Origin of the sequence: Mesotoga sp. B105.6.4, assembly GCF_002896535.1 — a bacterium.
GTDB lineage: Bacteria > Thermotogota > Thermotogae > Petrotogales > Kosmotogaceae > Mesotoga.
Map to the genome: position 1 here is coordinate 1 of NZ_JWIM01000049.1, position 13,795 is coordinate 13,795.

Sequence of the window (13,795 nt, forward strand, 5' to 3'; positions counted from 1 at the left end):
TTGCTCAGTTCGGGAACTTCAGGTTAGTGATTGCCGCATCGAAACCTGCTCCAACAACGTTTACTGCATATCTAGTTGAATTAGTGCCGTTGAAATCTTTGAAGTTTACCCTTAGCAGGTCGATCTCGCGAATTCTCTTTCCAGATGCTATTTTCACCATTTCTCTGTAGTCTTGTTCAAGGTTTATGGCTCTCGCGAGATCATTCCCTGAGCCAACGGCGACTATGCCGATAGAAGCTCCCGAATTGCCAGCTTTCATTCCGTTTATGACCTCATTCAGAGTCCCGTCTCCGCCAACACTTATTATTCTCTCGTAGCCGCTGTTAAGAGCCACAAACTGCAGAGCATCACCTATACCCGTCGTTATGTGTAGGTCATAATCACCAAGTTTTTCGCGAATCAGTTCGGAGATGTAGCTTTCAAACTCACGGCCTGCTTGACCATGACTGGCATTTGGATTAACTACTACGAGCGTATTCAAAACACCTTACCTCCGCTTAAGCTACGATGGTAGATTCTATCACAAGTTATCAGACCACAGACTCGAGTTTGTGGACAATGAAACTTGCTACATCTTCAGCAAAAGTGCCTGGCCCGAATCCCGCATCGTATCCCAATTCCTTTGCCAGTTCATGAGTTATTCTTGCTCCACCTGCCACCAAAACGATCTTCTTCCTAATGTTTTCCGCTTCAAGAAGCTCCACAAGGGCAGTCATATTCTTCAGATGAACGTTCTTGGCAGTTACAGTTTGAGATACCAGAATAGCATCGGCATTTAGTTCAATTGCCCTTGCTACCAACTCCTCGTTTTGGACCTGGCTACCTAGATTGTGAGCATCTATGTTCCTGTATCGTTCCAACCCATAGTGACCTGCAAAGCCTTTCATATTCATTATTGCGTCAATGCCAACAGTGTGAGCGTCCGTTCCTGTGCTAGCTCCAACCACAACTACCTTTCTCCCTATCCGCTCTTCAATGAACCTGTCGATCTCCTCCATAGACAGTTTCTCCATTGCTATCTTGGGAACTCTAATAGAAGTGTAGTCAACTGAATGGGAGGATTCTCCGTATGCTACAAAAAAAGTGAATCCGGTCGTCATCTCTCTTGAAAATGAGATCTGAGGATTTTTTAGGCCCATCTTTCGCATCAATAATCTGGCAGCCTCATCGGCCTCGGGACCTCCAGGTAGAGGAAGAGTAAAGCTGAGCTGAACTTTGCCGTCGTTCATCGTGTCTCCGTAGGGAGTGATCCTGGTGAGATCTACTGCAGCAGGAAGTTCATTCTTTTTGTATGAGTTTTTATCCATCATAACTCCCTCCAAGCATCTTCTCGATAAATGGATTCCTGTAGCTGTTTCCCTTTTTTTCGACTCCCTCCAGTCCTTTTCCGCCGTGGAGTGATCGCTTTATGTTTGCAAAAGTCCCCTTCTCTAGTGTCTCAAACAAACCTACTGATTGAATTTCCTTCAGTAGATCCACGGCTTCATCTAACACTCTGGAAGCTCTTTCCTGGATTATGCCATCTTCTTTGAATACTATCTCATCACTAAGATTTCGCAGGTTATTGAATATGTACCGTGCGTTTTCAATTGCAAGGTACCTGTCGCTCATGAAGGGAGTGTGAATCGCTTCAGTAAGCATTCCAAGGAGTTGAATGCCTTGATTAGTCATGATGGAAATCACATTGAAAAGAGTATCCTGAGCGTAACCCATGAAGATGTTTCCTGTCATGAACTTTGTAGGAGGCATGTATTTCAGTGGCGCCTTCGGAAATATCTCCCGGCTCATCTGCGCTTGAGCAAGTTCGTACAGGAAGCCGTTTTCTATTGAGGGATCCATTTCAAAAGCGTGCCCAAGACCCATCTGTTCCTCGGGAATACCTGCCATTAATGCCAGCCTTTCGTTTATGAACTGGGAAGCCAGTACCGTGTGGGCTTCTTCATAGGCATCGGCAGTAGTCAGGTAGTTATCTTCACCGGTGTTGATTATTACTCCGGCGAATCCATTAATGACCCTTGAAAAGTATTGGTCGATTATGGTCCTCTTCATGTTTATGTCTCTGAACAAGATACCGTAAAGGGCATCGTTCAGCATGACATCAAGTCTTTCAATAGCTCCCATTGCCGCAATTTCCGGCATGCAAAGTCCGGAGCAATAATTACAGAGCCTGATATATCTTCCTACTTCTTCTCCAACTTCATCAAGCGCAGACCGCATTATTCTGAAATTCTCTTGAGTGGCGTATGTTCCACCGAAACCTTCCGTTGTCGGTCCAAAGGGGACATAATCCAGAAGGCTCTGCCCCGTCGATCTGATTACTGCTACTATGTCGGCGCCTTGCCTTGCTGCCGCCCTTGCTTGAACCACATCCTCATAAATGTTTCCAGTTGCTACTATCACATAGAGATAAGGTTTCTTGCCTTCACCCAGTTCCTGTATAAGAGAGTCGCGCTTAACTCGATTCAAGCGAATCTTCTCAACTGTCTCTTCCACTAAACCGTCGATAGCTCCAAAGACTTCGACTTCAGGTCGGTAACCGAGACTTCTCAGGTCAAGTCTGCCATGTGAGATCTCCTCAGCAATTCTCTGTGGAGAGAGACCGGTTACGAGTATGGCATTGCCTATTGCGTATGCTGCGCCTTCGCTTAATAGGTTCGCGGATTTGAGGTGATCGACAACTACGTTTGACATTGGAACACCGTACTCATCGACTCCATCTATCCCGAGAAGCCTACATATTGCTCTCTCTACACTAACTGTAGTATGTTCGTTGACGAAATTGTGCACTGCATCAGCTATCTTTCGAGAGTAATTCCGCGCTTCTTCTACTTTATTCCAGTCTAAGTTCAGTTTTCCTTTCATTCACAGCCTCCCACGATATTGCCTTTTATCAGCTCTATGAATTTTTTGTCAAGTCCCATAATACGGGCGATTGCAATAGCCTCCTTCGGAAAGATTACTTTGTCCCTCATTTCTATAAGTGAGTGGTCAACGTAGTAAGAAATCTCCCTGTCTCTTTCGGTTTCAATTCTGTGGTGATCAACACCTTTAATCATAAATAACTGGGCGGAGTTGATTTGGAGTGCCTCCTCGTAATGAGATGTGAAAATGGAGCGGCACTTGGGGTTGCGACCGAGATAATCGGCAGAGGCTATCAAGAAAGCGGGACCTTCAACAGGATTAGTGCTCCGACCGATCTCGTCGAACAGGAACAGGCCCGCGATTTCCGCTTGAACTATCTCGATTGCTTCTTTCAGGTGTTGAATTTCTCCCGCAAACGACGACAGACCATCGGTGAAAGACTGTTTGTCCCCGCTGAAATAAACCACCGACTCGTACACGGGAATAAAAGCTTTATTTGCAGGAACAAAGAGACCGTACTGAAACATTGTTTGAAGAAGAGCGACACTCCTGAGAAGAACGGATTTCCCGGTCATGTTACCGCCAACGATGACAACCTTTCGTCCAAAGTTTGCTGAAAATGGCTGGAACTCCTTCCCCTTTTTTCTGAGGCTCTCGGATATCTCTGGATTGAAGAGGTCTTCGAACTCATACTCTCCAGAAGAGATTTCTGGTTTCCTCAAGCCTAGCTTCTTATTCAGATCGGTGAGAGCGATTACTAGGTCTATGTTTCCGGTCTTGTTAATCGCTTCCTCGAGGACGTCACGATACTCTCTTAGTCTATCCGAAAGATCGGCTCTCACCCTCCTCTCAATCTCGAAGTTCTTCTGAACAAGTTCATCAAGACTCTTGGTATGTTCTCCACCTATTCGCTGTAACCTGTGAAGCTCCTCCCTAACCTCACCGAGTGCATCGTCGAAGTTATTGGAGATATAGAAGCTCTCTGTTTGGGAATTATCAGGGTCTAGAATTGAAAATACGGGCGAAAGGCATGGGAGTTGCATCCATGAGCCGCAAGTGCCTAGTTCTTCCCTAAGCTTTTCGCACCAGTAAGTGAAGCTCTTGATTTCAAAGAGCTCTATATCCTCAAGCAAATTTCCACCGGAGAGGTTTGAGATTGTCCCCCTAACATCCCGGATCCTTGATAAAATTCGCTTAAGTGAAGGTACGATCTCTTCCTTCTTGAGAATCTCCTCTTGCCTTCTGTGAATTTCTTCTATTGACTTTCTGGTGGTAAGAAAGGTGAGGTTGCGCAGCGCCTCTCTTCCAATAGGTGTTATTGGCTCAATGAGAGAGATTATGTATTCAAATCCGCAGTCAAGGTATTTCAATTTGCCGTCTCCTCCAGAACATCGATTACGGGAACACTGACAAACTTCTCCAGGGCTTCTACAAGCTCTCTTGACTTGACACTGAAACCTGTTGGCGAATAAGGGTTCACCGTTACCGCGATGAGATTGGCTGGATAAACAACTTCAAGTCTTCCTCCGGATCTTTCGTACTTCACGAGAGTCTGTTCGTCAACGAAAATACATGAAAAATCTCTAATTACTACTCTCGTTCCGGGTTCTGCAAGACGAAGCAAAACGGAAGATGTCAGTGATCCGTTTATGTAGATTGTTTTCCCCACAGTATCTGTGCTTGAGTACGATGCTGTCAAGGATGAGGAGGATAGTCTTTCAAAGACCCCATTATCATCTATCCATACACCGATCTCGAGGGGGAGTAGGCGATTTCGGAGCTCTCTTTCTGCACCGGGAAGAGAGATCAGCTTCACCGCAAAACGTGTCTTTCTTACTAATTCTTCTAAGTTCATCGACAGAGCGGCACCGGTTGCAAGGATTAATCCGTCCGATATTCGTGGAGCTCCGGGGCTAAGTCTCGATGTAGAACCATCTATAAGAACCTTATCACAGCCATAGGATTTCAACGTCTTTACAGTTTCGCACAGATAGTCCAGAATAGATGGCCCCGAAATTATTACTTCGCCAGCAGTCTCTGCTCTTGCGAAGACCGTTCTGCCGAGAGGGGATCTGTAATCCCTCAGGTCTAACACAGTGGCGGAAAACCGTCGGTTGTGGAAGTCCTTCTCGGATGTTGCGAAATAAGTGCCTTTACTGACATTGATCTCGGGCTTTTTATTCAGGAAAATCTGGTCTATCTTCTCACCTTCAAGTCCCGTTGATGTCAGTCCAACAGAGACTCCCTCTTTTCTAAACTCTCTCAACAGCCGATTAAGTACGACCGTCTTACCGGTGTTCTTTTCCAGGCCGATCACGGATACTGTTTCAATTCCATCGGTTAATTCTATGACGCTGATGGGAGGTCTCATTCTCCAGTGAAGAGCAGCAATGCTTCGCCGTCAACTGCCTTCTCTCCATTGCTCTTCTCGACAGTTGTACCAACCAGTAGTCTCTTTTTCTCTTCGTTTTTCTCGAGGATTTCGATAGTGATCTTCACTTCCTCTTCCAAAAAGATTGGCTTCAAGAACTTGACTTCTTGTTTCATGTAGATAGAACCCGGTCCAGGAAAGTCATTTCCAAGGATGGCCGAGATGATTCCTACAGAAAGCATCCCGTGAGCTATCCTCCTTCCAAAACGTGTGTTTTTCGCGAATTCTTCGTCAGTATGAACAGGATTCTTGTCGCCAGTCAACTCGGCAAATGAATCTACCATAGCTGTTGTGATCACTCTCTTTGTAGAGAAACTTTTGCCTTCATAGAAATCTCGAAATCTCATTTCTTCACCTTCTTTTCTTTCCACTTCTTAATTCTTTCTCTTCTCTGAAGGGTCGTGGGTTCGAAACTCATGGAATTTCCATAAAGAAGGTCGGAGACACCCGTAAACTCGTATTTCTCTTTATAGAGACTGTCATCAACGTCGCTGGAAGTATCCTCCGGCTCATGATACGTGGTGATTACTCCTTCATAATTTCTTAGAACGACTACTCTATCTGACTCGGAGATGTTGTACTGGGGCATCACTCTAATCTTACCGCCTCCGCCAGGGGCATCGACCACGAACGTTGGAACGCATAGTCCCGAAGTATTTCCAATCAAAGACTCCATGATTCCTATTCCTTTCCTTATGGAAGTTCTGAAATGGCCGATGCCTTGTGAGAGGTCACACTGATATATGTAATAGGGTCTAACTCGTATTTTGACAAGCTGGTGTACGAGCTCCATCATTATGTAGGGGGAATCATTCACTCCTCGAAGGAGAACGGATTGATTTCCCAACGGTATTCCTGCATCAGCGAGCATTTCGCATGCTCTCGTAGAATCGGGAGTGATCTCCAGTGGATGGTTGAAATGAGTGTTAATCCAAATCGGGTGGTATTTTCTCAGCATTTCTACAAGTTCGGGAGTCACTCGTTGGGGAAGAACGACAGGTGTCCTGGTGCCAATTCTGATTATCTCCACGTGGCGGATCTTTCTCAGCTCGCTAAGAATGTACTCGAGATATTCGTCTCCTACAAGCAATGCATCTCCTCCGGAGAGCAGCACATCTCTTACCTCTGGGGTTTGCCTAATGTATTCAAGTGCATCGTCAATTTCCTTTCTCGTTCTTGGCTTATCGAGTTGACCGGCAAATCTTCGTCGTGTACAATGCCTACAGTACATCGAGCACTGGTCTGTAATTAGAAAGAGGACCCTGTCGGGATATCTGTGAGTGAGTCCCGAAACCGGAGAGTCTTCATCTTCATGAAGTGGGTCAATCATATCCCATCTGTCGATTCTCAGTTCCTTGTCCGTGGGAACTGCCTGCCTTCTTATCGGGCATCTTTGATTGATTGGGTCCATGAGAGTTGCATAGTACGGTGTAATTGACATTCGAAGTGTTCTAAGGCACTCGGCAATTCCGAGGGCCTCTTCTTCGGTGATCTCAATGATCTGCCTCAGACCTTCAACCGACTTCACTCTGTTGGCAACCTGCCAGCGCCAGTCACTCCATTGAGCAGTAGTAACCTCTTTCCACATTGGAATTTCCCTGTAATCTCGCATTGCTCCACCTCAAATGTATAGCTTCTGAAAAAGCCTTCTAATACTGTCTGATTCTCTCAAAATGTCCAACGCAAGCTCATCGTGGCCTTTGGTGTACCCGTTCCCGATGATCATGGTAATATCCTTCCCGACACCTTCTGCTCCTAGGGCCGCTCTGGTAAAGGAGGTGGCCATGCTGAAGAAATAAACTATGCCTTCGTTTTTGGTAACGAGTATCGAGCTCATCTCAGTGTTGGGAACATTCACATTGTTTACTACCACATCACAGAGCTTACCTGCTGTCAGTTCGTGAATCTTATTGTAAACTTCAAGAGGCTTTGTTGCATCTGCAATAACTACCTCATGGGCAAGGTTAAGCTCTCGGATCCTCTTCGCATTTTCTTCAGAATATTCTACTACAATCACTTTTCCTGAGTCACCGCATTTCTTCATCGCTTGGTAGCAACATAACACTCCGGATTTTCCGCCACCCCCAAGTATTGCTACACTCATACCACGCTGCACAAGCTTGTCGACTTGCGCCGGAGCTCCCGCAACGTCCAGAACTGCAAGGGCCATCTTAGCGGGAATATCTGATGGCAGTTTTGCGTATATCCCACTCTCAAACAGTATAGCCTTCCCTTCGACATCCACCTGATCTTTTTCGAGATGCACCTTCAGAATCCTCTCGATTTTCAGCGGCGTCAAGGATAGCGAAACAAGTGAGGCAATTCTGTCGCCAACTTCTAATTTACGGTCTTTAAGGGCTTCTCCTATCCGCGAGACTCGACCAATTAGCATTCCTCCTGAGCCTGTAACTGGATTCTGAAGCTTCCCCCTATTGTTGACTATATCGATTATCATGGCAGCGATTCCCAATTCATCGTCTTTGCAAGCTTCTCTCATCTGGGTGAAACTAGCGGAGTCAACGTTAAGGGTTTCCACATCAACGGAGATTTCATTGTCATAAAGATCCTCTGAGTTGTCAATTTTTCTCGCTGCTTGAGGGAGAAATCCGAGCGGCTCAATAACTCTATGGCTCCCAAATGGGCATCCCTTCATTTATCTTTCCTCCTAATTCCAAGTATTTCTCTTGCTTCGTTAGGAGCTGCTATGTCTCTGCCCAACTCTTTTGCGATTCTCACTACTCTCTCCACCAGCTGAGCGTTAGAAACCGCAAGCTCTCCCCTTCTATAGTAGATATTGTCTTCAAATCCCACTCTAACATGTCCTCCCATCAGGATGGCAACTGTTGCCAAAGGGAGCTCATACCTACCAATTCCTGCTGCGGTCCAGGTACTGTCAGTCGGTATATTGTTAACCATGTGAATCAGGTCTTCGATATTCCCTGGGCAGGCACCCGGAACACCAAGAACAAAGTCAAAGTGTATTGGGCTTCTTAACAGTCCTTTTTTTTGCAAACGTAGAGCATTTTCTATCATGCCTCTTTCAAATACCTCTATCTCAGGCTTTATTCCTTTCTCTTTCATCTCCAGAGCGAAATACTCCATTGTTTTCTCTGAATTGAAGAAGACATCATCTCCAAAGTTGCACGTTCCGGCAGAGAGGGTCGCCATCTCCGGATTGATCTCAAGAGGTTGAGATCTCTCTTCCACTTTATGCCATACTGCTCCACCGGTGGATGGCTGGAATATCAGATCGCACTTGCTTCTGATTCTTTCCATGATTTCTCTATAGATTTCACGATCTTGTGTGGGCTTTCCAGACGAGTCTCTTGCGTGAACGTGGACAATGCTCGCTCCTGAGAGAAAACAATCGTATGCTGCCTCCGAGATTTCTTCAGGAGAAACCGGTAGCGCCGGTTGTTGTTTTTTCGTGACTTCTGCACCGGTAAGAGCTGCAGTGATTATCAACTTATCCATCGTTTTTCCTCTGCTTGTTCTTGGGTACTACGCATGTACCACTAGCTCTGCATACTAGGACAGGTTCAGAAAGGCTCTCAGCCGCGGAATCATTGATATCAGGTCTTGCCTGAGCAACTTTGAAGGCTTGAAATGTCATCTTTCTAGAGGTGTTGCCTCTAGAGACAATTTCCCCTGTTGCTTCAATGTAATCCCCTGCGTAGACGGGAGCGAGAAACTCAACGTTATCATAGGCTTTGAAAAGCCCTTCATCGCCATCGCTTTTAATCAAGAGCTCAGTAGCCACGTCTCCGAACATCTGAAGGATTCTTGCTCCATCAACAAGGTTTCCCCCGTAATGAGCATCATGAAGACTCATTCTCACTCTAACCATCGTCTTTTCCAAAACAACACCTCCTTCATTTATTTTGCCTTCAAACTGTAACTTTATCAAAGCTCGCCGGCGCTAATTAGAAGCGTACAGGGTCGAACAATACTTTCTATGTCTCTCTTTCTATTCTGTTATACACGATTTTTCCGAAAAATTACCTCTCCGCCTTTGCCGGGTAAAGCTCTACCTTTCTGGTATGCTATAGATATCGGATCTATCGGGAAGGAGAGATGTGCATGGTCAAGACTCTAATAATGGCTGGGGGAATAGGGGAAAGGCTTTGGCCTGTTAGCGTAAAAAAAAGACCCAAGCAATTTCACAAGTTTGGGTCAAACAAAACGATGATTGAAGAGACTATCGAAAGAATGGAGGAGCTTACCGACGAGACAATCATAATTACTACAAGAGAGCAATATCCTCTTATGCAGTACTATCTGCCTCTCTTCCCGAGTGAAAATGTGATTTTCGAGCCGATGAGAAGAAACACTGCTCCCGCCATCGCTCTCGGGAGCAGTAGGTTTTCTCCCGAAGACACTATGGTTATTGTTCCCGCAGATCACGTAATAAGAGATAAAGAGAATTTTCTGAAGACGTTAAGGACGGCGATCAGATTTGCTGAGTCTCACGAATCGCTTGTTACTATAGGAATAACTCCCACACATCCCTACACAGGCTATGGATACATAGAGAGGGGGAATGTGGTTGATGAAAACGATGAGGTCTATGCGGTGAAGAAGTTCCACGAAAAGCCTGACTACGAGACTGCTCAGCAGTATTTTCGGTCAGGCAGGTTTCTTTGGAATTCGGGGATGTTTGTTTGGAGGAAGAGCGTTTTTGATTCAGAGCTCTCAGAGAACTTCCCCGATCTATTTTCTGTAATCTGCGAGATCAAAGACAGGCCCGAAGAAATCGAAGAGATCTATGAGAGACTTCCGAAGATTTCGATTGACTACGGTCTAATGGAAAGGTCTTCTAGAGTTGTTACTGTGCAGGGGAATTTCTACTGGAATGACATAGGGTCCTGGGATGCGGTTTATGATTTGCTAATTAAAGACAAGAACGGGAACGCAATTGAAGGAGAATTCTCAACAAGAGAGGTGAAAAACTGTTTGCTGATCAATCACACACAGAAGAAGCTGGCAATATCCGGCATTGATGGCTATATTTTGGTGGCGAGTAGTGAGGGAACTCTATTATGCAAAAGAGGAGAGTCACAGGAAATAAAAGAGATAATAGTGTAAGGAGGAGAAAAGTGGATAGAAAACTTGACGAAATTGTGATTTCCCTGAAGGAGGAACTGGTAAGATCAATATCCGATTCAATTAAAATCAAGTCGGTTCAGGATACTCCGGTGGATGGCGGTCCCTTTGGCAAAGGAGTAAGGGATTCGCTTGATCAAACTATCAAGCTGGCGCAGAAGCTAGGCTTTGAGGCAAGGAACGCCGATGGGTATGTAGGCATAGTAGATTATGGATTGGGCGAGACTTTCGGTGTTCTTGGTCACCTTGATGTAGTTCCAGAAGGAGAAGGTTGGGAAGTTCCACCTTACAGCGGCCTGGTGAAGGACGGAGAGATCTGGGGAAGAGGAACTCAGGATGACAAAGGCCCTATGATTGCAGCACTTTATGCTCTCAAGGCAGTAAAGAACTATGTTAAGAAGCCCTCCAAGAGGATTAGGCTGATTTTCGGAACAAACGAAGAAACTGGCTGGGAGTGTATGAAGTACTATGTCAAGCACGAAGAAATCCCAGATTTTTCTGTGACACCCGATGCCGCTTTTCCTGTGATTTTTGCGGAGAAAGGAATAGTGAATTACGGGATTTCAGCACCTGCCATCAGTAGAGAGAAAGGGCTGGTAATCGAGAACTTGACTGCCGGAGAAGCACCAAACATGGTTGCTTCGTCAGCAAAGGTAGTTCTCAGGGGTGCAGACGACGAGATTCTAGAGAAAATTCGCTCCTTCTCACCGAAAAATAATACTAAACTAGAGATAAATAAGTCGGATAGAAGAGTTGAGATTTCGATAACGGGAGTCTCCGCTCACGGATCCACCCCAAATAAAGGGCAGAGCGCATTGGCAGCTCTGGTAGATCTTCTCGCGGAGCTTCCTCTGGAAGATTCTGAGATGAAGAGGCTTTTGAGTACAATAAGAAACAAGATTGGTTACGAATTCTATGGCGAATCGTTAGGAATTTCCGGAAGGGATTCGATGTCTGGAGAATTGACTCTCAATATGGGAACTCTCAGGCTTCAAGCCGGAGTCCTGAAGCTTGTAATTAATATCAGATACCCCGTTTTCTTCAATGAAGCAATGATAAGATCGCAGATTGAAGAGGTTTTCAATGGATTCCGGGTCGAAAGCTTTCATCACCAGAAGCCGCTTTATGTATCTCCCGAATCGGAATTGGTAAAGATGTGCAGAGAAGTATATAAGGAAGTGACGGGAAATGATGAAGAACCGATAGCTATTGGTGGAGGAACATATGCCCGGGCAGTGCCAAATGCCGTGGCTTTCGGAGCTTTGTTGCCCGGAAACGTTGAACTGGCCCATCAGCCAAATGAAAGGATATCGATTGAAGATGTTCTTCTTGTGGCAAGAATTTACGCTCAGCTATTCCTTAGGTTTTTGCAGACCTGAGTAAGAAGCAGCTTGCGTGACAAGTCAATCAAGGGCCGAAGAAATTGTTACTCGGCCTTTTTTTGATCCCGGATGCTGCTAATCAACAACGTTTTTCAGCCACTTCCATGTCAAAGTCCTTCTGACTCCCAGAATTGCCTTGAAGAGTTCTTCAATCATCATCGCGACGTAGACGAGAGTGAGCGGCCATTTCAGTACCAGTCCGGTGACGGCCACAAGAGGAATTCCCACTCCCCAAAGCGATGCAATCTCGATGATCATAGCTGCTCTGGTGTCTCCTCCGCTTCGGAGAACTCCAACGATGTTCACTGCATTAAACATTTTGATTGGCTGGGAGATGCCCACAATGATAATTATGGTTAGGACAATATTCTTGAGTCCCTGATCTATATTGTAGAAATTCACGATGATCCTCGAAAGCAGAATGATGATGAGGCCGGTTGCCACTGCGGTCATCACAGTAAGCTGAAGCAGCTTCTTTGCGTTATACTTTGCCTGAGTGAAGTTATTTCTTCCCAGTTCTGCTCCTACCATGACAACTGTCGCTGAAGCTAATCCGCCAAAAATGACGAACCCGAAGTTTTCGATGGTGCTGGATATATTCCTGGCAGCTATAAACTCAGTACCCATTCTTGCCATAACAAGCGAGTACATTGTAATGCCCAGGCTCCACAAAAACTCATTTACTATCACTGGAGTAGCATATTTCATAAGCCTTTTGAAAAAAGGAGCTTCGAACTTGAAGGCGAATTTAGAAAGCCTTACAGGGGTTTTCCTTCGCAAGACAATATTGACAAAAATCACGAACTCCACAAATCTTGACAGGAGAGTTGCTAGTGATGCTCCATAAACACCTAGAGGTTGGATCGGTCCAAAACCAAAAATCAGCACGTAGTTCACCACTGTATTGATCGACAGAGCGACAAGACTTACATACATAGGGATTCTGGCTTTTTCCACTGTTCTCAAAGCCATCGCGATAATAAAAGAAAATGATGTCAGGAACGTTGAAAAGGCTACTGGCCTTGCATATGTCGCGCCGGTTCTTATTACTTCAGTATCGGTAGTGAAGATCATTAATACTCTTTCGGGGAAAAAGAACAACAGCACAAAGAATACAACGGCGGCTCCCATGGTAATGTAGAGAATGTGCCCGAGCGTCTTCTCGATGTTCTTTTCGTCTCTTTTTCCCCAGTACTGCGAAACGAATATTCCGGCTCCGCTAGAAACTCCAAAGGTGAGAATATTGAGAATAAAGACCACCTGATTCACCAGACCCACGGAAGCTATTGCGGTTGTGCCTAATTGTCCAATCATAAGGTTGTCAATGAGATTGAGGCCGGTAGATATTAGATTTTGAAGTGTTATAGGTATCGCAATGGAAAGCATTCGCCTAGTGAAATCCTTCATATCGACCTCCAAAAATTGAACCGTTGAATTATACAGCTATTTCTCGAGATAGGCAATAGTACGACCGAAGAAGCAAAAGCACCATAAGTTGCTATAATGATGATAATAAGTATTTCGCATTATAAAGGGGTGTCTCTGTGAAGAAAATCGGAATAATCATTTGTGGTCGGTATCAGAGTTGTGGGGGAGGGAAATGTCTCAGAGCAATGAGAGAACATGTGGGTGGTTTTTCCATTTATCCTGATGAAGAAGAACTGGTTCTTGTCGGTTATTCTTATTGTGGAGGCTGTCCGGGGGGAAATGTAGAATACGTGCCTCAAGAAATGATCAAGAACGGAGCCGAAGTAATTCATCTCGCAACTGGAATGGTGGTGGGTTATCCACCTTGTCCACGACTAAGTCAATTCAAGGAGTTCATTGAGAGTTACTATGAGATTCCAGTCGTGATTGGGACTCATCCCATACCAATGAAATATCTCACCGCCCACGAGAAGCTTTCATTCTGGGAGAAATCAGACATGTATGAAAAAGCGGAACACCTGATGAAAGAGGATAGGGAGATAATGAAGGCGTATGACTGATCCGGAATCTCCCGATCTTGTCGGGCCTG

At 45.3% G+C, this 13,795-nt stretch carries 14 protein-coding genes; 3 read left to right on the forward strand and 11 right to left on the reverse strand.

Annotation, left to right across the window (positions count from 1 at the left end; genetic code table 11):
* Positions 1-4 precede the first annotated feature (4 nt).
* Genes RJ60_RS10650 through RJ60_RS10695 form a run of 10 tightly spaced genes read right to left on the reverse strand, consistent with a single transcriptional unit; the run spans position 5 to position 9,140 of the window.
* On the reverse strand, positions 5-481 hold the full coding sequence (locus RJ60_RS10650; protein WP_099829919.1) for a diacylglycerol kinase family protein: 477 nt from the start codon (positions 479-481) through the stop codon (positions 5-7).
* Positions 482-530: 49 nt separating this feature from the next.
* The gene (locus RJ60_RS10655; RefSeq protein ID WP_099829921.1) at positions 531-1,307 is read right to left on the reverse strand and encodes an OAM dimerization domain-containing protein; all 777 of its coding nucleotides are present in this window, start codon (positions 1,305-1,307) and stop codon (positions 531-533) included.
* The gene (locus tag RJ60_RS10660; protein WP_099829923.1) at positions 1,300-2,862 is read right to left on the reverse strand and encodes a lysine 5,6-aminomutase subunit alpha; all 1,563 of its coding nucleotides are present in this window, start codon (positions 2,860-2,862) and stop codon (positions 1,300-1,302) included. Before RJ60_RS10660 ends, RJ60_RS10655 begins: the two co-directional genes overlap by 8 nt.
* Positions 2,859-4,232, reverse strand: a complete 1,374-nt coding sequence (locus RJ60_RS10665; RefSeq protein ID WP_099829925.1) for a permease — start codon at positions 4,230-4,232, stop codon at positions 2,859-2,861. The genes RJ60_RS10660 and RJ60_RS10665 overlap by 4 nt, the downstream gene beginning before the upstream one ends.
* Entirely contained in the window at positions 4,229-5,233 is a 1,005-nt protein-coding gene (locus tag RJ60_RS10670; protein ID WP_099829927.1) for a hypothetical protein, read from the reverse strand. Before RJ60_RS10670 ends, RJ60_RS10665 begins: the two co-directional genes overlap by 4 nt.
* Positions 5,230-5,640, reverse strand: coding sequence for a MaoC family dehydratase (locus RJ60_RS10675; RefSeq protein ID WP_099829928.1), 411 nt, complete (start codon positions 5,638-5,640; stop codon positions 5,230-5,232). The genes RJ60_RS10670 and RJ60_RS10675 overlap by 4 nt, the downstream gene beginning before the upstream one ends.
* Positions 5,637-6,905 carry a lysine 2,3-aminomutase gene (gene ablA / locus RJ60_RS10680; protein ID WP_099829930.1) on the reverse strand — a complete coding sequence of 423 codons (1,269 nt, stop codon included), beginning with the start codon at positions 6,903-6,905 and terminating at the stop codon, positions 5,637-5,639. The genes RJ60_RS10675 and ablA overlap by 4 nt, the downstream gene beginning before the upstream one ends.
* A gap of 9 nt (positions 6,906-6,914) precedes the next feature.
* Positions 6,915-7,946: a zinc-binding dehydrogenase gene (locus RJ60_RS10685; protein WP_099829932.1), complete on the reverse strand. Its 1,032-nt coding sequence runs from the start codon at positions 7,944-7,946 to the stop codon at positions 6,915-6,917.
* The gene (locus RJ60_RS10690; protein ID WP_099829933.1) at positions 7,943-8,767 is read right to left on the reverse strand and encodes a 3-keto-5-aminohexanoate cleavage protein; all 825 of its coding nucleotides are present in this window, start codon (positions 8,765-8,767) and stop codon (positions 7,943-7,945) included. The genes RJ60_RS10685 and RJ60_RS10690 overlap by 4 nt, the downstream gene beginning before the upstream one ends.
* Positions 8,760-9,140, reverse strand: coding sequence for a hotdog fold domain-containing protein (locus RJ60_RS10695; RefSeq protein WP_099829992.1), 381 nt, complete (start codon positions 9,138-9,140; stop codon positions 8,760-8,762). The genes RJ60_RS10690 and RJ60_RS10695 overlap by 8 nt, the downstream gene beginning before the upstream one ends.
* Before the next feature lie 233 nt (positions 9,141-9,373).
* On the opposite strand from RJ60_RS10695, the gene RJ60_RS10700 reads away from it, so the two are divergent.
* Entirely contained in the window at positions 9,374-10,378 is a 1,005-nt protein-coding gene (locus RJ60_RS10700; RefSeq protein WP_243392323.1) for a mannose-1-phosphate guanylyltransferase, read from the forward strand.
* A gap of 11 nt (positions 10,379-10,389) precedes the next feature.
* Positions 10,390-11,775: a dipeptidase PepV gene (pepV, locus tag RJ60_RS10705; protein ID WP_099829936.1), complete on the forward strand. Its 1,386-nt coding sequence runs from the start codon at positions 10,390-10,392 to the stop codon at positions 11,773-11,775.
* Between the two features lie 78 nt (positions 11,776-11,853).
* Here pepV and RJ60_RS10710 read toward each other — a convergent pair whose 3' ends face one another.
* Positions 11,854-13,185: an MATE family efflux transporter gene (locus RJ60_RS10710; RefSeq protein WP_099829938.1), complete on the reverse strand. Its 1,332-nt coding sequence runs from the start codon at positions 13,183-13,185 to the stop codon at positions 11,854-11,856.
* Positions 13,186-13,322: 137 nt separating this feature from the next.
* On the opposite strand from RJ60_RS10710, the gene RJ60_RS10715 reads away from it, so the two are divergent.
* The gene (locus tag RJ60_RS10715; protein WP_099829940.1) at positions 13,323-13,766 is read left to right on the forward strand and encodes a CGGC domain-containing protein; all 444 of its coding nucleotides are present in this window, start codon (positions 13,323-13,325) and stop codon (positions 13,764-13,766) included.
* Positions 13,767-13,795: the final 29 nt, after the last annotated feature.